The sequence below is a fragment of the Pseudomonas sp. NFACC39-1 genome (genome assembly GCF_900110355.1).
GTDB lineage: Bacteria > Pseudomonadota > Gammaproteobacteria > Pseudomonadales > Pseudomonadaceae > Aquipseudomonas > Aquipseudomonas tehranensis.
This window is the reverse complement of the sequence record NZ_FODL01000018.1, coordinates 60009-80631: the sequence shown is the minus strand read 5'-3', so window position 1 is coordinate 80631 and position 20623 is coordinate 60009. Positions and strand designations below refer to the sequence as shown.

At 60.2% G+C, this 20623-nt stretch carries 17 protein-coding genes and 4 tRNA genes; 7 read left to right on the top strand and 14 right to left on the bottom strand.

The window, feature by feature from the left end:
* The 6 genes from BMY45_RS25220 to BMY45_RS25195 form a co-directional block, all read right to left on the bottom strand.
* A partial coding sequence (locus BMY45_RS25220) for a DUF6531 domain-containing protein (RefSeq protein ID WP_256573680.1) occupies positions 1-2022 on the bottom strand: 2022 nt, incomplete at its 3' end.
* Positions 2023-2242: 220 nt separating this feature from the next.
* Positions 2243-2644 carry an SEL1-like repeat protein gene (locus BMY45_RS25215; RefSeq protein ID WP_092402865.1) on the bottom strand — a complete coding sequence of 134 codons (402 nt, stop codon included), beginning with the start codon at positions 2642-2644 and terminating at the stop codon, positions 2243-2245.
* A complete protein-coding gene (locus tag BMY45_RS25210; RefSeq protein ID WP_003179080.1) occupies positions 2645-3016 on the bottom strand; it encodes a hypothetical protein in 372 nt (123 codons plus the stop codon). It abuts the gene before it with no gap.
* Complete coding sequence (locus BMY45_RS25205; RefSeq protein ID WP_092402868.1) at positions 3013-3354, bottom strand: helix-turn-helix domain-containing protein; 342 nt, start codon at positions 3352-3354, stop codon at positions 3013-3015. Before BMY45_RS25205 ends, BMY45_RS25210 begins: the two co-directional genes overlap by 4 nt.
* Before the next feature lie 113 nt (positions 3355-3467).
* Entirely contained in the window at positions 3468-3923 is a 456-nt protein-coding gene (locus BMY45_RS25200) for a YkvA family protein (RefSeq protein ID WP_092402863.1), read from the bottom strand.
* Positions 3924-4215: 292 nt separating this feature from the next.
* Positions 4216-4929 carry a BamJ family beta-barrel-assembly machinery protein gene (locus BMY45_RS25195; RefSeq protein WP_092402810.1) on the bottom strand — a complete coding sequence of 238 codons (714 nt, stop codon included), beginning with the start codon at positions 4927-4929 and terminating at the stop codon, positions 4216-4218.
* A gap of 269 nt (positions 4930-5198) precedes the next feature.
* Between BMY45_RS25195 and BMY45_RS25190 the strand changes: the two genes are divergently transcribed.
* Together BMY45_RS25190 and BMY45_RS25185 are read left to right on the top strand one after the other, a co-directional pair.
* Positions 5199-7004 (top strand): di-heme-cytochrome C peroxidase, encoded by a 1806-nt coding sequence (locus tag BMY45_RS25190; RefSeq protein ID WP_092402808.1) that lies wholly within the window; start codon positions 5199-5201, stop codon positions 7002-7004.
* A gap of 31 nt (positions 7005-7035) precedes the next feature.
* Positions 7036-8172 (top strand): catalase family protein, encoded by a 1137-nt coding sequence (locus BMY45_RS25185; protein WP_092402806.1) that lies wholly within the window; start codon positions 7036-7038, stop codon positions 8170-8172.
* Positions 8173-8263: 91 nt separating this feature from the next.
* Here the strand turns inward: BMY45_RS25185 and BMY45_RS25180 are convergent.
* The 4 genes from BMY45_RS25180 to BMY45_RS25165 form a co-directional block, all read right to left on the bottom strand.
* Positions 8264-8340: transfer RNA gene (locus tag BMY45_RS25180), tRNA-Asp, on the bottom strand.
* A gap of 17 nt (positions 8341-8357) precedes the next feature.
* Positions 8358-8433 (bottom strand) — tRNA-Val (locus tag BMY45_RS25175).
* A gap of 177 nt (positions 8434-8610) precedes the next feature.
* Positions 8611-8687 (bottom strand) — tRNA-Asp (locus BMY45_RS25170).
* A gap of 19 nt (positions 8688-8706) precedes the next feature.
* Positions 8707-8782 (bottom strand) — tRNA-Val (locus BMY45_RS25165).
* 160 nt (positions 8783-8942) lie between these two features.
* On the opposite strand from BMY45_RS25165, the gene rdgC reads away from it, so the two are divergent.
* The 3 genes from rdgC (at position 8943) to sugE (ending at position 11405) form a co-directional block, all read left to right on the top strand.
* Entirely contained in the window at positions 8943-9863 is a 921-nt protein-coding gene (gene rdgC, locus BMY45_RS25160) for a recombination-associated protein RdgC (protein ID WP_047228694.1), read from the top strand.
* A gap of 143 nt (positions 9864-10006) precedes the next feature.
* Positions 10007-10972: a bile acid:sodium symporter family protein gene (locus BMY45_RS25155; protein ID WP_092402804.1), complete on the top strand. Its 966-nt coding sequence runs from the start codon at positions 10007-10009 to the stop codon at positions 10970-10972.
* A 118-nt stretch (positions 10973-11090) separates the two neighbouring features.
* Positions 11091-11405 (top strand): quaternary ammonium compound efflux SMR transporter SugE, encoded by a 315-nt coding sequence (sugE, locus tag BMY45_RS25150; RefSeq protein ID WP_092402802.1) that lies wholly within the window; start codon positions 11091-11093, stop codon positions 11403-11405.
* 73 nt (positions 11406-11478) lie between these two features.
* Here sugE and BMY45_RS25145 read toward each other — a convergent pair whose 3' ends face one another.
* From BMY45_RS25145 to BMY45_RS25130, 4 genes are all read right to left on the bottom strand, one after another.
* Positions 11479-13353, bottom strand: coding sequence for an MFS transporter (locus BMY45_RS25145; protein WP_092402800.1), 1875 nt, complete (start codon positions 13351-13353; stop codon positions 11479-11481).
* A gap of 80 nt (positions 13354-13433) precedes the next feature.
* Positions 13434-14582 (bottom strand): TDT family transporter, encoded by a 1149-nt coding sequence (locus tag BMY45_RS25140; RefSeq protein WP_092402798.1) that lies wholly within the window; start codon positions 14580-14582, stop codon positions 13434-13436.
* 103 nt (positions 14583-14685) lie between these two features.
* A complete protein-coding gene (locus BMY45_RS25135; RefSeq protein WP_092402796.1) occupies positions 14686-14997 on the bottom strand; it encodes a cupin domain-containing protein in 312 nt (103 codons plus the stop codon).
* Between the two features lie 36 nt (positions 14998-15033).
* Complete coding sequence (locus tag BMY45_RS25130) at positions 15034-16218, bottom strand: MFS transporter (RefSeq protein ID WP_092402794.1); 1185 nt, start codon at positions 16216-16218, stop codon at positions 15034-15036.
* Between the two features lie 103 nt (positions 16219-16321).
* Between BMY45_RS25130 and BMY45_RS25125 the strand changes: the two genes are divergently transcribed.
* On the top strand, positions 16322-16861 hold the full coding sequence (locus BMY45_RS25125; RefSeq protein WP_092402792.1) for a TetR/AcrR family transcriptional regulator: 540 nt from the start codon (positions 16322-16324) through the stop codon (positions 16859-16861).
* Between the two features lie 251 nt (positions 16862-17112).
* Entirely contained in the window at positions 17113-20583 is a 3471-nt protein-coding gene (locus tag BMY45_RS25120; protein ID WP_092402790.1) for a hybrid sensor histidine kinase/response regulator, read from the top strand.
* Positions 20584-20623: the final 40 nt, after the last annotated feature.

Sequence of the window (20623 nt, the reverse complement as noted above, 5' to 3'; positions counted from 1 at the left end):
GCCATCCAGGTGCTGGACCGTGACCTGCCCGTCCTCGCCCCAGGTGTAGCGGCTGTCCATCTGTGCAAACGAGGCCCAGTGCCGCACGCAGCGGGCCGCGCGCCCGGCCCCTTGCCATTCCCAGAAAAAACTCGCGCCGCCGGCCAGTTGCCGCTGGAGGATGACGTGCTGGTCGTCGTAGTCGTAGCGTTCGCTTTCGCCTGCGGCGTTGGTCGCCTCGATCAGTCGGAAACGTCCGTCGTAACGGTAGGAGACCAGCGTCTGTTCGGTGCGCCAGGCTTCGTCGAGGGTCAGGGCCGGGTGAAAGCTCTGGTAGTCGATGGCGACCAGGTGGCGCTGTTCGTAACGCAAGCGCAGGGAGCGCCCGGCACCGTTGTCCAGGCGGCTGATGTCGCCATGGATGTTGCGCTGCAGCGTCAGGCGGTTGGCGTAGCGGTCGCTGAGGGCGGTCAGATGGCCGTCGCGAAAGTGTAGGAAAGGTGCACCTTCGCCGGGTTGGGCGATGATCAGTTCGTCCGGCTCGGCCCCCCGGTAAATCGCTGCGCGGGCCAGGCTGTTGTGGATCGCTGGGCGCTGGTCGGTGGGCAGCGGAAACGGCGTACGGCGGTTTTCCTGGTCGATCCAGATGACCTGCTCGCCCTCGAGCAACAAGCGGTGCGCCAGGGCATGGCTCCAGCCGCGGCCCAGGCCGACGTCCAGGTCCACCGCGCTGGTGCGGTACAAGCGGGTGAAGACAAACGGCAAGCAGCCATCGAGGGTGCCGTCGTCCAGGGTCAGCAGTTCCTCGCCGGTGACCATCGACACCGGGCAGCCGCTGGTTTGGGTCAGGGCTGCGGTGTCGGCGCTGTCGCCGTTGGGGTTTTTCGATTGGGCCGGGACGTCGTCGTGGGGTTCGTCCTTTTTCAATGTGGTATTGCGCTGCGCGTCCCAGCGCAGTTGCATCCGGCCTTTCTTTATTCCCGCCGCCACACCCCGCGCCGCCACGGTTTTGTAGCGATCTACGTAGGCCATGAAACCGTTGACCACCGCAAAGATAGCGCTGACGAACCGCTGGGCAGCACTCAGCAAACCCGCGCCAAGCTTGCCCAGACGCAGCGACAAGTAAGCAATACCAGCTCCCGCCCCGGCGAAGGTCAGCACTACACCGATCAACAAATCGATCAGCAGCGTCACCACCGCCGTCGACAGAGCTTCGGCGGTTTCACCCGCCATCTCACTGGGTGGCAGCATCTCCAGCCAGAGACTGGCGGTGCGCACTAGCAAGCACAAGGCGGCTTCGTCACTGGCCAGCAGTTGCAGCTTGGCCATGAGCAATGGCGCTTCTTCCGCCAGTTTTTTTAGCTGATCCGCGCTCTCGCCCAACCGATCAGCAAACTCGCCGGGATCCTTGAGAATGTCCGACAGCAGACTGATGCTGTCCCACACTCCCTCGATCGCCTTCCAACTGCCAGCGAGCAAACCGTTGCCCACCGCAGCCGCCGAGGTCGCCAAGGATTGTTGCGTCCATTGCGGCTTGAACCCCTGCCACTCGCCGCGCAACCACTGTGTCAGATCGTTGCTCAGCCCATCGTAGGAAGAAAACAGCTTCGCGATGTGTTTCGGCGACACCTTGTCCTGGACATGCACTCGATAGGACTTGCCCGCCTCGCCCTTGAAGGTCCCCAGGCCCTGGGCATTCAGGGTGACGGGCGTGACTTCGCCGCTGTCCACTGCGACCACATCCACCACGATGTCGCCCAGGGGAATGTCATACACCGACTCGAACTTGCTCTCGATCGTCATCACCCCACCCAGAGGGCACTGGACGACAGTGGAGAGGAAGTCATCGTCGCCCGTGCTGACGACGGTGGGGCTATCAGCGAAACGAATCACTCGCTCCATGCCCATCAGCGAGGGCAGGTCTGCCGCCTGGCTGGCCCGGTCCGCAGCCAGGCTGTACCAGTGCTCGAGTTGCCCGCGGTAAAGCGAAAGGGTGTCTTTGAAACTATCGAGTTCCTGCTCGATACGGCTCACCTGATCCATCAGGGCATGGCTCGATCAAGGGCCGGCAGGAAAAAACGGTCGAACATGGGCAGACGTCTCGCAGCACTCAGGAAGCGCGAGACTGTGCCGGTGATGGCTGGGGAAATAAGTCAGGGAAGGAGGCGATGGATGTAGGGCGATTCGTTAAATTCGCCCAGCACGAAAAACAATCAACTGACAAGGGAGGAAAGGCAGTTCTTCACAGGATCTGTGGATAACGTTACGGCTGATGGTCCTCAAGCGTTTTGAGCTTGATCTCGGCCAACGGATGCCCGGCCTTCGCCGCCAAGGTCCACCAACGTGCGGCTTCAACCGGATCCGGTACTTTGCTGGCAGTTCCGGCGAGGCTGATCACCCCCACCTGGTAGGCCGCTTTGCCGTCACCGGCCAGTGCCGCCAGTCGCAGCAGGCGACCCCCTTCCTCCCGGGCACCCAGGCCCTGGCCGCGGAACGTCAGAATATGCCCGTAGAAACTTTGCGCACCGACATCGCCCAGATTTGCCATGCGCGAGAACTGCCCCTCGAGCCAAGACCAGCCACGGGGCTGGCGAACGAACCAGGACCAATGAAACAACCGCCGCGCCAGCCAGTAGCCGGCCCGCGCCTTGATACGCCAGAGCATTCAGGCCTCCGCTGATTCGGGGTACTCGTATTCGAATACCCGAACCACTTCCGAGGCGTGCCAGGAAGCGGCGGCCACGCCATCGGAAGGCCCGGAAAAGCGCCCGAGACGTTCAACGCACTCGAAGAAGCCGGTACGCGGCAACCGGCTGGCCCCCTGGCTGATGACCAGCGAACTTCGCAGCGGCTGTTCAGCCCGGGCATCCAGCGCCGCCAAGTGTTCAAGGGCCGCAGTCAAGGTCTGCATGGCCGGACTGGGAAGCTGCAAGCGCTCCAGCAAGGCCCGATACGTCAACAAATGGCGCTGGCGGCGCGCCTGATCCAACTCACCCAACAACCCATCCCAATGCTGCCGACTGATACGAACGCTCACAATTGATCCCTCCACCCCGGCACCGTCAACTCCCAGGCCAGACTGCGCCGAATCGCGGCATCGGGCTGACGCTCGCCACTTTCGATCATGGCCAGATAAGACGGGCTTATACCTACTGTGCGGGCCAACGCCTCAATGGCGATGCCCTTCCCTTCGCGCAAACTGCGGAGTTGATCCAGACCAGGAAGAACCTGACCGGGTGCCGCCGCATCACGGACTGTGGCGTCCTGCGGCGGTGCTTGATTGATGCCGGCTGCCTTCAATAGCGACTGGTACTGCTCCCACGGTAAAACCGCGTATTCGGGCTCTCCGTCGCGTGTGATTATTTGAATATCCATGTCTACCCCGTAGGACAACAACACTTAGCGAGTCAGCTTTTTCCTTGGAAGTGTAATCCTAATAGCGGCTAAGGTCGCGGGGCGATCAATCTCAGAAGGCAAACAGAACCGGATCAGTGCTTTTTCTGGCCTTGGAGCTGGAGCTGCTCCGGGGTGTCGGGAAGCCGCTCGACTTGAGCGAGCTTTTCGGGGGATTGCCGATAGCGCCAGGCGCGGAAGGCTTCGAGTTCACCGTCGAGGGTCTTCATGATCCAAGCCAGCACGGCGATATCGTCAAACATGCCGAACATGGGCAGAAAATCCGGAATCGCGTCCAGGGGGCTGAGGAAGTACATCAGTCCGGCGACGATAGAAAGCAGCGATTTGGCGCTGACGGCCCGATACTCGCCACGCCAGTAGGCCAGGCACAGGGCCTGCAGCAAACGCAGATCCTCCTTTAGCTTGCCTAACCGACCGCCTTCCCGCGCGCCTTTGCTGGCGACGGCAAACAACAACGTTGGCAATCGACCGCGGGCCAGCAGTCGTCCTGCCAAGGGCAGAAAACGTGCAAAATTCCACGGAGCCTTCATGTTTTCTCCCACTGAAATGTTATCCACACAAATTGTGGATAACCTTGTGAACAGAGCTGCATTTGCGCGCTGAAGCCCCCGTTAAATAAGGCTCCCAGTCAAATCGGGCGTTTTTTACTCACATAAAAAAACCCAATATTTCATTGACTTGACGGCCCGACTGGGTCTAGCACAGCGTCTGTATTGCCTATGACTATAACCCGCGCCGAGCGTTCGGTTTTTTGCTGTTTACCAAAGCCCGGATGCGACAACGCCCCGCATAAGCGAGGCGTTGTCGTTACAACAGCCGCAGTTACTTGGCTGCTTCTTCTTTTGCCGGATCCTTGATCGCCAGCAGTTCCAGGTCAAATACCAGAACCGAGTTGGCGGGGATGGCCGGGCTCGGGCTTTGGGCGCCGTAGGCCAGGTCGCTCGGGATGTACAGCTTGTACTTCTCGCCGACATGCATCAGTTGCAGGCCTTCGACCCAACCCGGGATCACACCGCTGACCGGCAGATCGATCGGGCTGCCACGCTCGACAGAGCTGTCGAACACCTTACCGTCGGTCAACTTACCGGTGTAGTGAACAGTCACGACATCAGTCGGCTTAGGCTGAGGGCCGTCGGCTTTCTTGACCACTTCGTACTGCAGGCCGGAAGCGGTGGTGGTAACACCTTCCTTCTTGCCGTTTTCCTCGAGGAATTTCTTGCCGGCGGCTGCCGACTCTTCACTCATTTTGGCCATGCGCTCTTCGGCGCGTTTTTGCAGTGCGGCAAAGGCTTCGACCAGTTCTTCGTCTTTCAGCTTCTGTTCTTTCTTGCCGACGGCATCTTCGATGCCCTGGGCGACTGCTTTGGAGTCCAGGTCATCCATACCTTCCTGAGCCAGGCTTTTGCCCATGTTCAGGCCAATACCGTAGGAAGCTTTCTGCGCCGGGGTTTTCAGCTCTACGCTGGTCTGCGAGTCGCAACCCGCGAGTACCAGGCCAACCAGGGCCACCGCCGCCGCCAACCGATGCTGTTTCATGCTATTTCCTTGTTCATGCGCCATAAGGGCAATCGAGTAAAGCCGCGAGCTTATCAGGCGGCCACGACCAATGGCTACCGGCATGTGAGCAGCAAAGCACTGATAAGTTCACGACCACAAACGCTTTTTAATCCAGGGCTGATGAAGCATCTGTCATCTATTACCTACAGGGACAAATGGCCACTCCCCGTAGCGCCGCCGGTAATGGCCACTTGCCGGCCACGCGGCACTGAGGCATAAGGGCATATCAAAAAAACAAGGACGTTACCGTGCGCCTGCTATCTCGCCTTCTCTTGTTGCTCCTCGCGCTGCTCGTCGTCGCCGTGGCCGTGGTGCTTTATTACGTGGCCAACCCTCGCCTGCCGGCCTATACCCCGGTCGAACAGGTGCATTATCTGGATCAATGGAGCGCCGCCGAACGCCAGACGTACTATTTCACGCCCCAGGGTACTCAAGTCAAAGGCCTGCGCTACGACTGGTTCACCGCCCTCGAATTGCCGTTCTCGCAGCAGCGCTTCGCTTCGCCTGAATACCTGGCCCGATTCGGCTTTCTGGTGGACCCGGCGCAGAAACCCTCGGCGGACAATCCTGGCAATCTGCCCGTAGGTTTCACCCGCCACCAGAATCCGGGCAGCGCCGACCAGTTCCTGGATATCACCTGCGCCGCCTGTCATACCGGTGAGTTGCACTTCAAGGGCCAGGCGATACGGATCGATGGTGGCTCGGCCCAGCACGTCCTGCCTTCCAGCGTTCCCACATTACGCGGTGGCAGTTTCGGACAGGCCTTGGTCGCCAGTCTGGCCTCGACCTACTACAACCCCTGGAAATTCGAACGCTTTGCCCGCCAAGTCCTGGGGCAGGACTACGACGCCCGCCATGAACAGCTGCGCCAATCATTCAAAGCCTCCCTGGACACCTTCTTGCGCGTGGCCTGGAACGACACTCACCGCGGCCTCTACCCCACTGAAGAAGGGCCTGGCCGTACAGATGCCTTTGGGCGTATTGCCAATGCCAGCTTCGGCGATGCTATCTCGGCCGAGAATTACCGCGTCGCCAACGCACCTGTGGATTACCCGCAGTTGTGGGACATTTGGACATTCGACTGGGTGCAGTGGAACGGTTCGGCCCAGCAGCCGATGGCCCGCAACGTCGGCGAAGCGTTGGGAGTCGGCGCCACCTTGAATTTCTTCGACGCCCAGGGCAAACCATTGCAAGGTGATGCGCGATACCCCTCCAGCGTACGCGTTCGCGATCTGCACAAGATTGAAGAAACCCTGCAGTTGCTCAAGGCCCCGCAGTGGCCTCAGGAGCTGCTTGGGCCTATCGATAGGCCGTTGGCCGCACAGGGCCGGGCGCTGTTCGCCGAAAACTGTGCCGGCTGCCACGTGCCTAAAGTGGTTCAAGGTCCTGACAGGCCCGTCCAGCAGCTGAAGATGTTGCCGGTGAAGGTGATCGGCACCGACCCAGGCACCGCCAACAACATTGCCGACCACCGCTTCGACCTGACCAGCCTGCAATGGGATCCGGCCGAACTGGCAAAGCTGGACGTGCAACTGCATCCGACGCCGACGACGCCGCTGGATTTGAGCCAGGTTTCAGTCGCTAAAGGCCTGGCCTACGTGACCGCGTTCGTGGAAGAACGGGCTTACCGTGACGCAGGCGTCACACCGCTGGAGCGCCCGGCGCTGGATGGTTTTGGCCTGCCCATCGGCGTACGCGAACTGCGCGCCTACAAAGCCCGGCCCCTGGCTGGCGTCTGGGCCACGCCGCCCTTCCTGCATAACGGCTCGGTGCCGACGATCTATCAGTTGCTGTCTCCTCAGGACGAACGGGCGATCACCTTCTACAAAGGCAGCTTCGAATACGACCCACGGCACCTGGGCTATCGCACAGAAGCCTTCACCAATGGCTTTTTGTTCGACACCCGGATCACCGGCAACCACAACAGTGGCCATGAGTTTCGCGCCGGTGAGCGGGGCAATGGCGTGATTGGTCGGCTGCTGCAGCCACAGGAACGCTGGGCGTTGCTGGAGTACCTCAAGGTACTGGGCGGGCCACTGGAGTCGCAACTGTGATGATGAACCCCTCAGGCAAAAGGATTGACCCATGCTGATTACGCTCTGGCTGCGCCTCGGCGCCTTTTTGGGCAAGACGCTCCTGTGGTTGCTGGGCATCGGTCTACTCGGTTGGGCGCTGGCCACGGCCTGGTTCGCCTGGCAACACAGCGGACCGGTCTCGGATAAAGAGCAGATTCCACCCGGCGAAGCGGCCATGACCCAGGACATCATCCAGACCGCCATCCGTATCGTCGATCAGCACCGCGAAGGCACGCGCTACCTGCGCGATGCCCATGCCAAGGCCCACGGCTGCGTCATGGCGCAAGTGCAGGTGCCGGACGATCTGCCAGCACCGTTGCGCCAGGGTGTATTTGCCGAGCCGGGGAAGGTCTGGCAAGCGACGATGCGCTTGTCCAACGGCAACGCCTACCCGCAGTTCGACAGCCTGCGCGATGCGCGAGGAATGGCGATCAAACTGCTGGACGTGCCGGGCAAACAACTGCTGGGGGACCGCCAGTCACAAGGTGAACAGGATTTTGTGATGTTCAATCATCCGAACTTCTTCGTCAGCGATGTCGCCGAATATCGTCAGAATGTGGCCGCCCAGGCCGATGGAAAAAAAGCGATGGCGTTCTTCCCAAGCCTGGATCCGCGCAGCTGGCAAATCCGTCACCTGTTCATCGCTCTGGAGACACTTTCACCAGCCCCTGACAGCCCCACCCAGACCACGTATTTTTCGGTATCTCCCTATAAGTTTGGCGAGGCCAACGCGAAATTTCGCGTAGCGCCCGACCCGGATAGCTGCCCGAGCTACACCTTGCCCGCACAAAACCAGGCACTGCCGAATTTCTTGCGAAGCGCACTGACGCAACAGTTATCCACAGACCGTATACCGGCGTGTTTTGTCCTGCAGATCCAGCGCCAGGACCCGAGCAAATACATGCCGATCGAAGACACCAGTATTGAATGGCGAGAAAGTGACGCACCGTTCGAGACGGTGGCGCGCATCACCGTGCCGGCCCAGGATTTCGATACGCCCAAGCTGAACCTGGCCTGCGACAACCAGTCCTTCAACCCCTGGTTCGGCATTGAGGCCCATCGCCCCATCGGCGGCATCAACCGTTTGCGCAAAGCCGTGTACGAGGCGGTCAGCGATTACCGTCATCGGCGTAATGCCGAACAGTAGCTAACCGGTAAACACCAGACAGCAAAAAGCCCGCTCAATGAGCGGGCTTTTTAATGGCAACCTGGCGTTCAGTGTTCCAAGTTGCCGAAGATGGCGCAGCGGACGGGACTCGAACCCGCGACCCCCGGCGTGACAGGCCGGTATTCTAACCGACTGAACTACCGCTGCGCGTAGCGTTGAAAGCTTGGTGGGTGATGACGGGATCGAACCGCCGACATTCTGCTTGTAAGGCAGACGCTCTCCCAGCTGAGCTAATCACCCTTCACTTTCGATGCGGGGCGCATTCTCTCACACATTTTTGTAACGTGCTGATTTAATTAACTATTCAGCGAAAAAAAATGTGATTGACACGCACCGCAGGAACTGCAAACAGCAAAAAGCCCGCGTTAGCGGGCTTTCTGTGGTGATCTGGCGTTCAGTGTTCCAGATTACCGAATATGGCGCAGCGGACGGGACTCGAACCCGCGACCCCCGGCGTGACAGGCCGGTATTCTAACCGACTGAACTACCGCTGCGCGTAACACTTGGAGCGAATGGTGGGTGATGACGGGATCGAACCGCCGACATTCTGCTTGTAAGGCAGACGCTCTCCCAGCTGAGCTAATCACCCTTCGCTTTCGGTGTGGCGCGCATTCTACGGAGCGTCCTCAAAGCTGGCAAGCACTTTTTACTTTAATTTTTTCAGGCCTTCCAAAGGCTTAGCGAAGGGTTGGCCTATGGCCCCGCGAAGAGAATAATGCCCCCCTTTGTATAAAGGAGAGACTCACCCCATGTGGTTCAAAAACCTGCTTATCTATCGCCTGACCCAAGATCTGCCTTTTGATGCCGAGGCGTTGGAAACTGCACTGGCCAGTAAACTGGCGCGTCCATGTGCAAGCCAGGAGTTGACCACTTACGGTTTCGTCGCGCCGTTCGGCAAAGGCGAAGACGCGCCTCTGGTGCACATCAGCCAGGATTTCCTGCTGATCGCCGCGCGCAAGGAAGAACGCATCCTGCCAGGCAGCGTCGTACGCGATGCCCTGAAAGAAAAGGTCGAAGAGATCGAAGCCGAGCAAATGCGCAAGGTCTATAAAAAGGAACGGGACCAGCTCAAGGATGAAATCATCCAGGCGTTTCTGCCTCGTGCGTTCATTCGTCGCTCGTCCACCTTCGCTGCCATCGCACCGAAACAGGGTCTGATCCTGGTCAACTCCGCCAGCCCGAAACGCGCCGAAGACCTGCTCTCTACCCTGCGTGAAGTCCTCGGCTCGCTGCCGGTGCGGCCACTGACAGTGAAGACGGCCCCCACCGCCATCATGACCGACTGGGTCAAGACTCAGAAAGCCGCCGACGATTTCTTCGTGCTGGATGAATGCGAGCTGCGCGACACCCACGAAGATGGCGGCATCGTGCGCTGCAAGCGCCAGGACCTGACCAGCGACGAAATCCAGCTGCACTTGAACACTGGCAAGGTGGTGACCCAACTGTCGCTGGCCTGGCAAGACAAGTTGTCTTTCGTGCTCGACGACAAAATGGTGGTCAAGCGCCTGAAGTTCGAAGACTTGTTGCAGGACCAGGCGGAACAGGACGGCGGCGACGAGGCCCTCGGCCAACTGGACGCCAGCTTCACGCTGATGATGTTGACGTTTGGTGAGTTCCTGCCGGCGCTGGTCGAGGCCCTGGGCGGTGAAGAGATGCCTCAGGGGATCTAACAAACCTTCCCCACTGTGGGAGCGGGCTTGCTCGCGAAAGCGGTGTATCAGATAGCCTATTTGTTAGCTGACACATCGCCTTCGCGAGCAAGCCCGCTCCCACAGGGGTTCTGTATGTTGCACTTAATAATAAGGATCAGGTCATGCGCGCACTGGCTGCATTGAGTCGTTTTGTCGGCAATACCTTCGCTTACTGGGTGCTGTTTTTTGCCGTGCTGGCATTCTTGCTGCCGCAGTGGTTCGTCGATCTGAAAGTCGCCATCGTCCCCTTGCTCGGGCTGGTGATGTTCGGCATGGGCCTGGCGCTCAAGCTGGAAGATTTTGCCGAAGTGGGCCGGCATCCAGGACGCGTGGTTCTGGGCGTGATCGCACAATTTGTAATCATGCCCGGTGTGGCGTGGTTACTTTGCCAAGTATTCAGCCTGCCACCGGAGATTGCCGTCGGGGTGATTCTGGTGGGTTGCTGCCCGAGCGGCACCTCCTCCAACGTCATGACCTGGTTGGCCCGCGGAGACCTGGCTTTGGCCGTGTCGCTTTCAGCCATCACCACCCTGCTCGCGCCTTTGCTGACGCCTGCGCTGATCTGGCTGCTGGCCTCGGCCTGGTTGCCGGTGTCGTTCTCGGCGCTTTTCTGGTCGATCCTGCAGATCGTACTGCTGCCTATCGTGCTGGGCATCGTTGCTCAGCGCCTGTTGGGTGATCGGGTTCGTCACGCGGTGGAAGTGCTGCCGCTGATCTCGGTAGTGAGCATCGTGATCATTGTTGCGGCGGTCGTGGCGGCCAGTCAGGCGAAGATCGCCGAGTCCGGCCTGCTGATCATGGCCATCGTGATGCTGCATAACAGCTTCGGTTACCTGCTGGGTTACTTCACCGGTCGCCTGTTCGGTTTGCCCCTGGCCCAGCGCAAGACTTTGTCGCTGGAGGTGGGCATGCAAAATTCCGGTCTGGGCGCGGCCCTGGCCAGTGCACATTTCTCGCCGCTGGCGGCGGTGCCCAGCGCGCTGTTCAGCGTCTGGCACAATATTTCCGGGGCACTGCTCTCGACGTATTTCCGCCGTATGAGCGAAAAGCAGGACCGTGAACTGCTCGCCCGCCAAGCGGCGGACTGAAAGGCAGACTTGATCGAGTGGTCAATAATGGGCAATCTATACGCCCATCGCGGGGACGACCCCGCCACTCGATCAATCTTAATCCGGGGACGACCCCATCCATTGATGGAGGTGTGTGATGTCCTGGATCATTCTGTTTTTTGCCGGCCTGTTCGAAGTCGGTTGGGCTGTCGGCCTGAAGTACACCGACGGCTTCAGCCGCCCGCTCCCTACCGCATTGACCGTTGCGGCCATGGCCATCAGCCTTGGCCTGCTAGGCCTTGCGATGAAGGAACTGCCCCTGGGCACGGCCTATGCCATCTGGACCGGTGTCGGGGCCGTGGGCACGGTGATTGCCGGGATCATTCTGTTTGGTGAATCCATGGCGCTGATTCGGCTGGCCAGTGTGGCATTGATCGTTGCCGGGTTGATCGGACTTAAGGTCAGCACCTGAGTTCACCAGCAGGACTGGAAGACCTGTGGGAGCTTTGCTCCCACAGGTGCTGCTCCCCACAAGGTTTTTGAGCCTACCTGACAGCCCCGCGCAAATCCCCCACCAACGCCTGCAACTTCGCCGGCTCCGCCACCTCAACGGCGACCGCCGGCCCCGCCACCAACGTCACCCGCGACCACAACCGGCGAAACAGTCCCTTGTTCGGGTCACGACTGAAGAAACTGCCCCACAATCCCTGCAACGCCAGGGGAATCACCGGCACGGGTGTTTCCTGAAGAATGCGCGTCAGTCCGCCCTTGAACTCATTGAGCTCACCATCGGCCGTCAACTTTCCTTCGGGGAAGATGCACACCAACTCGCCGTTCTGCAGGTATTGAGCGATGCGTGTAAAGGCGCTTTCGTAGATATGGATATCTTCCTGGCGCCCGGCAATCGGAATCGTCCCGGCGGTGCGAAAGATAAAGTTGAGCACCGGCAGGTTGTAGATCTTGTAATACATCACGAAGCGAATCGGTCGACGCACCGCGCCGCCGATCAGCAACGCGTCGACGAAGGACACGTGGTTGCAGACCAGCAGCGCGGCGCCTTCATCGGGAATCGCATCCAGGTTGCGATGTTCCACGCGGTACATGGAATGGCTCAGCAGCCAGATCATGAAACGCATGCTGAATTCAGGGACGATTTTGAAGATGTAGGTGTTCACGCCAATGTTCAGCAGCGACACCACCAGGAACAGCTGGGGAATCGACAGTTCCAGCAGGCCCAGCAGGACAATGGAGACAATCGCCGAAACCACCATGAATAACGCGTTGAGGATGTTGTTGGCGGCGATCACCCGCGCCCGCTCATTCTCGGCGGTGCGCGACTGGATCAGTGCGTACAGCGGCACGATGTAGAAACCACCAAAGACACCGAGCCCGAGGATGTCGATCAGCACCAGCCAGGCGTGGCCGAAACCGAGCACTTCGAGCCAGCCGTAGCCCTCGGCGCTGCCGGGAATTCCACCGGAATGCCACCACAACAGCAGCCCGAACACGGTCAGGCCGAACGAGCCGAAGGGCACAAGGCCGATTTCGACTTTACGCCCGGATAACTTCTCGCACAGCATCGAACCCAGGGCGATCCCCACCGAGAACACCGTCAGGATCAAGGTCACCACGGTTTCGTCACCGTGCATCCAGTCCTTGGCGTAGGCCGGGATCTGTGTCAGATAAATCGCCCCGACAAACCAGAACCACGAGTTGCCGACAATGGAGCGGGACACCGCGGGGGTTTGTCCCAGGCCCAATTTAAGCGTGGCCCAGGACTGGCTGAAAATGTTCCAGTTCAGGCGCATCTGCGGCGAGGCCGCCGCCGCCCGCGGAATACCGCGACTCGCCAGGTAACCAAGCACGGCGATAACGACAATCGAAGTCGCCACCACCGGCGCGTAATGCGCCGAGGACATCATGATCCCGGCGCCGATGGTGCCGATGAGGATCGCCAGGAAGGTGCCCATCTCCACCAGGCCATTGCCGCCGACCAATTCGTCTTCGCGCAGGGCTTGCGGCAGGATCGAATATTTCACCGGCCCGAACAACGCCGACTGGGTGCCCATGGCGAACAGCGCCGCCAGCATCAACCACAAGTGATCGAACAGAAAACCCACCGCGCCGATCGCCATGATGACGATTTCGCCAAGTTTGATCAGACGTATCAACGCATCCTTGGCGAACTTTTCCCCAAACTGCCCCGCCAGTGCCGAGAACAGGAAGAACGGCAAGATAAACAGCAGCGCACACAGATTGACCCAGATCGAACGGTCGCCCTCGATGGTCAGCCGATAGAGAATCGCCAGGATCAGCGATTGCTTGAACACGTTGTCGTTGAACGCGCCCAGGGACTGCGTGATGAAAAACGGCAAGAAACGCCGCGTGCGGAGCAAGGTGAACTGCGAGGGGTGACTCATCTTCCATGTTCCTGAGTGGCGTGGTCGCTTATTGGAATGAGGTTTTCCGATCCAGGCCACACATTACCTGTCTTTAACGATTATTTCGCCAGCCCCGCAATGCACGGAGACACGAACAGCTCACCGTGCCAGGCGCCGAGCACCGTGCGCCGGGCGACGATCAGCCACATCACCGCCAGCATCGCCACCAGTACACAACCGAAGACGGTAAAAAACCCCAGGTTCAGCAAGCTCGCCAGCTTCAGCGTCGCCAGCGCATACACGCCCAAGGGGAAGGTAAAACCCCACCATCCGAGGTTGAACGGGATGCCCGTGCGCAAATACCGTGCGGTGATCAACAGCGCCATCAACATCCACCAGAACCCGAACCCCCACAGGGTGATACCGGCCACCAACCCCAAGCCAGCGGCGACTTCGCCCAGGCCAGGCAAGCCATTGGCGGCAAAAATCAGCGGCGCATCGCCTCCCAGCAACAACATGCCCAGGGCACCGGTCCCGATCGGACCAAGGGCCAGCCAGCTCGAGGCGGCCATGTTTTCGTGGGGCAGTTTGTGCAAGGCCATGCGCAGCAGCAGAATCGTCAGGATGCTGAACGCAACAGGTAGGGAAAATGCCCAGAGAATGTAGCTGGTGACCAGCATGACCAGTTGCGAATGGGCGTCTGCCAAGTGCGGTGCCAACAAGCCGCCACTGGCGGCAGCGACTTCGGCCGCCACCACCGGCAATAGCCACACGGCGGTCATCTGGTCGATCCGGTGTTCCTGACGGGTGAACATCAAAAACGGAATCAGCACGCCACAGGCCAGGGACATCGCCACGTCGATCCACCACAACGTTTCCGCCAACGGCACCACGCCCTCGCCCCAACGCGGCAAGCCGAATACCAACAAACCATTGATGAGGGTCGCCAGCCCCATGGGAATGGTGCCGAAAAACATCGAAACCGTTGAATGAGCAAAAATCCGCCGCGCCTCGTCGAAGAACAACACCCAACGCGCGGTGTACAGCCCCGTGAACAACACGAACAATAGGACATCGAACCACCACACCCCTTCGGCCAGGACGCGCAGGCCCGGGACATCCCCCGGCCATTGCGCCAAGGCCAGGGCCAATACGCCGGTGCCCATGACGACAGCAAACCAGTTAGGCGTGAACTGGCGAACAGCTTCCAATGGTCTGGGCAAATGACTGAGTGGACGCAAACGGTTTGTGGCAGCACAGCATGGCATGGCGAACTCCTACTCTCGGACGAGATAGAGCCATGCTAGAGCCAGATCGAATATCTATATAACGGGTAATATCTCTATATATTATCGATTTTACAAATATTTTTCAGACGCTGCCCTCGGCCTCAATCACCAGAATTCTCGCTTCTCCCAATGGCTTGGCCACATGTTCGGTGCCCACCGAGGCATAGAAAATATCCCCCGCACTCAGCAGGGTATCTTTCTCGATACCCTCTTGCCGATAGCACATCTGCACTTGCCCATCGAGCACCACGAACACTTCCTGTCCATCGTTGATGTGCCATTTATAGGGCTGATCAGTCCAGTGCAGGCGCGTGGTGATGCCATTCATGTTGGCGATATCCAGCGCTGCCCAGGCGCGGTCGCCGGTAAAGGATTTGCTGCGGATGATGTTCAACAGAGATCGCCCCAAAGAAACACAGAGGTGCCAAGACTAACCCAAACCAGGCGATGGCCGCGCCTGACGCGACAGCCCGAGCAAGGCAACGGTCGCCAGCACAATCAACACCGCGCCAAAGCCATCGGTGGTCGGGATCAACCCGAACACCCGGGTCAGGCTCCCCGCCAGCAGCGACGGCAGGCTGAAAGCCAGGTAACTGAGGACATAAAACGCTGACATCAACCCAGCCCGCTCATGGGGCAAGGCCAACGGCATAATGCTGCGCAATGCCCCCAGAAAGCCTGCGCCAAAACCGCTGCCGGTGACCAGCGTGCCGACGAAGAACAACGGCAAACTAGCAGCGTGCACTGCGATCAATACCAGCGCCAGACCGACCAGCAACAGGCTGGCGGCCAGGCGCAGCATTTTGTCCGCCACCTGGTTGCGCAGCGTGTAGATGCTCAACGCTCCGGTGAGCGTCAACACCGCCACCAGCGCGCCGCCAATCAAGTTGGACGTGGTTCCGGTTGCGGCCCGCACCAATGACGGCGCCAGTGACAAGTAGAAGCCGCCCACCGCCCAGGCCACCAGGTTCAAGGGCAGTATCAGCCACAAGGCGCGCCGTGCCTGGATCGGCACATGCAAGGTGGGGCGCAAGGATTGCCAGGCACCCGGCTGCGGACTGACGCTCTCCGCCAAAAACCAGAGGTAAATGGCCTGGATCAGGAACAATCCCAGCAAAATCCAGTACGTCAGTTGCAGGGGCAACGGCGCGAACTCGGCCAACATGCCACAGCCAAATGCACCGCAAGCCATGCCCAGCAAGGGCGCTACGCTAGTGATCAGCGGACCTTGCCGACGATCGAAGTCCAGCAAGGCCGCGCCAAGCACACTGGTGGCCATGCCGGTGGCGAAGCCCTGAATCAACCGTGCACCGATCAACCAGGCAATACTGTTGGCGTTGATAAACAGCAGCATCGCCAGCATGTTGAGCACCAGCGCGACGAAAATCACCGGTTTGCGCCCCAGATAATCCGACAGCGAACCCACGGTCAACAACGCCGCTAACAGACTGAACGCGTACACGCCGAAAATCAGCGTCAGGACCCCAGGGGAAAATTGCAGTTGTTCCTGATAGAGGTGATACAGCGGGGTTGGCGCGCTGGACGCAGCGAGGAAACCGAGCAGGGTGATCGCCAAGAATATCAGACTGGCACGGGTCGAAGCTGGACGGGACATGGGCACACTCCACAAGGCGATTCACAAAAGCTAATTTTTTGCTTTTGCAGAGTGTGCTATCGACGTGCGCTTAAAGCAAATTCTTTGTGTTAAGGTCCGATCCATGGCTATTAAAGAAGGTTTACGCCCCGGCGGCAGAAGCGCCCGGGTACAAGAGTCGATTCATTCGGCGGTTCGCAGCCTGCTCCAGGAGCAGGACCGCGCCAGCCTGACCGTGCCGCAAATCGCGGCCCGCGCAGGCGTCACCCCGTCCACCATTTACCGGCGTTGGGGCGACCTGCCGGCATTGCTGGGCGACGTCGCGATTGCCCGCATGCGCCCGGACAGCGCACCGCTGGACACCGGCAGCCTGCGTGGGGATCTTCGCGCCTGGGCCGAACAGTACCTGGACGAAATGAGCTCCGAACCCGGTCGCGACATGATGCGCGACATCCAGGCCTGCGCTACGCCAGGCTATTGCGTGGCAATCCTCAGCGGCCAGTTGCAGACCATCCTGGATCGCTATCCCGACGAGCCAAACCCAGGGGTCGAGCGACTGATCAATGTGGTGGTCGCACCGACGGTGTTTCGTATCCTCTTTGCCACCGAGCCGTTGGCGGTTGAGGAGTTGTATCGGTTGGTGGATATCGCGTTGACCCAGTAATACCGCCATCGCGAGCAGGCTCGCTCCCACATTGGGTCTGTGGTGAACCAACATTTGTGTTCAGCGAGGATCCAGTGTGGGAGCGAGCCTGCTCGCGATGGCGGCCAGCCAGAACACCCCATGACCCAACGCTGGGCGCAAACCGCAACACCTCGGCATGCCTCGACCTTGGTCGACACTGACGAACCCGAGCGGGCATGCGAGACTGTTCTGCCGGGCCCTGCCCCGGGGTCTTTCGTTCAGGAGCTTCCATGTCGTTGTCCAGCGGGCTGATTGCCGTTGTTGCCCTGGCCTATATGGCCATCCTGTTCGCCATCGCCTTCTACGGCGACCGGCGCAGCACACCGTTGCCCCCTCGGGTGCGGGCGTGGGTCTACAGCCTGTCGCTGGCGGTGTACTGCACCAGCTGGACATTTTTTGGCGCGGTAGGCCAGGCTGCCGAACAACTCTGGTCATTCCTGCCGATTTACCTCGGGCCGATCCTGTTGCTGGTGCTGGCACCGTGGGTCCTGCAGAAGATGGTGATGATCAGCAAGCAGGAAAACATCACCTCCATCGCCGACTTCATCGCCGCACGCTACGGCAAATCCCAGTCCCTGGCGGTGGTGGTCGCCCTGATCTGCCTGGTGGGGGTGCTGCCGTACATTGCCTTGCAGCTCAAAGGCATCGTGCTCGGGGTCAACCTGTTGATCGGCGCTGGTGCCGACGCCATGGGCACTCGCGCCCAGGACACTGCGTTGATCGTTTCGCTGATCCTGGCACTGTTCACCATCGTGTTCGGCACGCGCAACCTGGACGCCACCGAACACCACCGGGGCATGGTGCTGGCCATTGCCTTTGAATCGTTGGTCAAGCTGTTCGCCTTCCTTGCCGTAGGCGCCTTTGTCACGTTCGGCCTTTACGACGGATTCGATGATCTGTTCAACCAGGCGATGCTGGCGCCGCGACTGGAACAATACTGGAAAGAAACCATCAACTGGCCGTCCATGGTGGTGCAGACCGGGGTGGCGATGATGGCGATCATCTGCTTGCCGCGGCAGTTCCACGTGACCGTGGTCGAGAACATCGAGCCCCAGGATCTGCGCCTGGCCAAATGGGTGTTCCCCGCCTACCTGGCCCTGGCTGCGTTGTTCGTAGTGCCTATCGCCCTGGCCGGGCAGATGCTGCTGCCCGACTCGGTGTTACCTGATTCGTTCGTCATCAGCCTGCCTTTGGCCCAGGCCCACCCGGCGCTAGCGGTGCTGGCGTTCATTGGAGGCGCCTCGGCGGCCACCGGCATGGTCATCGTGGCGAGTGTCGCGTTGTCCACCATGGTTTCCAACGACATGCTGCTGCCCTGGCTGTTGCGCCGCAACAACGCCGAGCGGCCCTTCGAAGTGTTTCGTCAGTGGATGCTGTCGGTTCGCCGGGTGAGCATCGTGGTGATCCTGTTGCTGGCCTATGTCAGCTACCGCCTGCTGGGGTCGACGGCGAGTCTGGCGACCATCGGCCAGATCGCCTTCGCCGCCGTGACCCAACTGGCGCCTGCCATGCTCGGCGCGCTGTACTGGAAACAGGCCAATCGCCGCGGGGTGTTCGCCGGCCTCGCCATGGGGATTTTCCTGTGGTTCTACACCTTGGTGTTGCCGATCGCGGCCCACAGTCTGGGCTGGTCGCTGAATAGTTTCCCGGGACTTGCGTGGCTGCATGGCAACCCCTTGAACCTGCCGATTTCACCGCTGACCCAAGGGGTCGTGTTATCCCTGGCCGGTAACTTCACCCTGTTTGCCTGGATCTCCGTGCTGTCGCGCACCCGGGTGTCGGAACACTGGCAGGCCGGACGCTTCATCGGCCAGGAAATCAGCGCTCGCCCCAACCCGCGCTCGATGCTGGCGGTGCACATAGATGACCTGTTGCAACTGGCCGCGCGATTCGTTGGCGAAGAACGGGCGCGCCAGAGTTTCATTCGCTTCGCCTACCGCCAGGGCAAAGGCTTCAACCCGAACCAGAATGCCGACAGCGAATGGATCGCCCACACCGAACGACTCCTGGCAGGTGTGCTGGGGGCTTCGTCGACGCGAGCGGTGGTAAAAGCCGCAATTGAAGGTCGGGAGATGCAGCTGGAGGATGTGGTCCGAATCGCGGATGAAGCCTCGGAAGTGCTGCAATTCAACCGCGCACTGCTGCAAGGTGCCATCGAAAACATCACCCAGGGTATCAGCGTGGTCGATCAGTCCCTCAGGCTGGTGGCCTGGAACCGCCGATACCTGGAGCTGTTCAACTACCCGGACGGCTTGATCAGTGTTGGTCGACCCATCGCCGACATTATCCGCTACAACGCCGAGCGCGGCCTTTGTGGCCCAGGCGAAGCAGAGGTCCATGTCGCTCGACGTCTGCACTGGATGCGCCAGGGCCGCGCGCACACCTCTGAACGGCTGTTTCCCAATGGCCGGGTGATCGAGCTGATCGGCAACCCCATGCCCGGCGGCGGTTTTGTCATGAGTTTTACCGACATCACCGCTTTCCGCGAAGCCGAACAGGCCCTGACCGAAGCCAACGAAGGGCTGGAACAACGGGTGGCAGAACGCACCCGGGAACTGTCGCAACTGAACATGGCCCTGACCGAAGCCAAGGGCACCGCCGAGTCGGCCTACCAATCCAAGACCCGGTTCCTGGCAGCAGTCAGTCATGACCTGATGCAGCCGCTCAACGCCGCGCGCCTGTTCTCCGCAGCGCTCTCGCATCAGCACGACGCCTTGCCGAGCGAGGCCCGGCAACTGGTGCACCACCTGGACAGTTCGCTGCGCTCGGCCGAAGACCTGATCACCGACCTGCTGGACATTTCTCGCCTGGAAAACGGCAAGATCAACCCTGACCGCAATCCATTTGCCCTCAACGAACTGTTCGACACCCTGGGCGCCGAGTTCAAGGTACTGGCCCAGGAACAAGGCCTAAAATTCCGGGTGCGGGGCTCACGACTACGAGTCGACAGCGACATCAAGTTGCTACGTCGTGTGCTGCAGAACTTTCTCACCAATGCCTTCCGCTATGCCAAAGGCCCGGTGCTGCTGGGCGTTCGTCGTCGCAATGGCGAATTGTGCCTGGAGGTGTGGGATCGCGGCCCGGGCATCGCCGAAGATAAACTGGAGATCATTTTCGAAGAGTTCAAACGTCTCGACAGCCATCAGACCCGCGCGGAAAAAGGCCTGGGCCTGGGCCTGGCGATCGCCGACGGGCTGTGCCGCGTGCTGGGTCACACTTTGCGGGTGCGTTCCTGGCCTGGGCGCGGCAGTGTATTCAGCGTCAGCGTACCGCTGGCCCACGCGCAGACGGCCTTGCCCAAGCCCGTTGCCGAACCCAATGGTCATTTGCCAAAGGGCGCTCAGGTGCTGTGTATCGATAACGAAGACAGCATTCTGATCGGCATGAACAGCCTGCTCACTCGCTGGGGCTGCCAGGTGTCGACGGCGCGCAACCGCCAGGAGTGCGAACGCTTGCTCACCGAGGGTAGCCGACCGCAACTGGCCCTGGTGGATTTTCATCTGGACGATGGCGAGACCGGAACCGAGCTGATGGCCTGGCTACGCACCCGCATGGGTGAACCGATACCTGGCGTGGTGATCAGCGCCGATGGCCGCCCCGAGACGGTGGCGCAAGTGCATGCGGCGGGTCTGGATTACTTGGCCAAACCGGTGAAGCCGGCTGCGTTGAGGGCATTGTTGAGTCGGCATTTGCCGTTGTGATAAGCACGCGCCCTGCCACCGGTGTTGCATCGAGCCAGGG

Excerpts from the sequence above, each read along its gene's own strand:
- BMY45_RS25215 (WP_092402865.1), bottom strand. The coding sequence starts at position 2,644 with ATGCTCTGGCGTATCAAGGCGCGGGCCGGCTACTGGCTGGCGCGGCGG.
- BMY45_RS25205 (WP_092402868.1), bottom strand. The coding sequence starts at position 3,354 with ATGGATATTCAAATAATCACACGCGACGGAGAGCCCGAATACGCGGTT.
- BMY45_RS25200 (WP_092402863.1), bottom strand. The coding sequence starts at position 3,923 with ATGAAGGCTCCGTGGAATTTTGCACGTTTTCTGCCCTTGGCAGGACGA.
- BMY45_RS25195 (WP_092402810.1), bottom strand. The coding sequence starts at position 4,929 with ATGAAACAGCATCGGTTGGCGGCGGCGGTGGCCCTGGTTGGCCTGGTA.
- BMY45_RS25185 (WP_092402806.1), top strand. The coding sequence starts at position 7,036 with ATGCTGATTACGCTCTGGCTGCGCCTCGGCGCCTTTTTGGGCAAGACG.
- rdgC (WP_047228694.1), top strand. The coding sequence starts at position 8,943 with ATGTGGTTCAAAAACCTGCTTATCTATCGCCTGACCCAAGATCTGCCT.
- BMY45_RS25155 (WP_092402804.1), top strand. The coding sequence starts at position 10,007 with ATGCGCGCACTGGCTGCATTGAGTCGTTTTGTCGGCAATACCTTCGCT.
- sugE (WP_092402802.1), top strand. The coding sequence starts at position 11,091 with ATGTCCTGGATCATTCTGTTTTTTGCCGGCCTGTTCGAAGTCGGTTGG.
- BMY45_RS25145 (WP_092402800.1), bottom strand. The coding sequence starts at position 13,353 with ATGAGTCACCCCTCGCAGTTCACCTTGCTCCGCACGCGGCGTTTCTTG.
- BMY45_RS25140 (WP_092402798.1), bottom strand. The coding sequence starts at position 14,582 with ATGCCATGCTGTGCTGCCACAAACCGTTTGCGTCCACTCAGTCATTTG.
- BMY45_RS25130 (WP_092402794.1), bottom strand. The coding sequence starts at position 16,218 with ATGTCCCGTCCAGCTTCGACCCGTGCCAGTCTGATATTCTTGGCGATC.
- BMY45_RS25125 (WP_092402792.1), top strand. The coding sequence starts at position 16,322 with ATGGCTATTAAAGAAGGTTTACGCCCCGGCGGCAGAAGCGCCCGGGTA.
- BMY45_RS25120 (WP_092402790.1), top strand. The coding sequence starts at position 17,113 with ATGTCGTTGTCCAGCGGGCTGATTGCCGTTGTTGCCCTGGCCTATATG.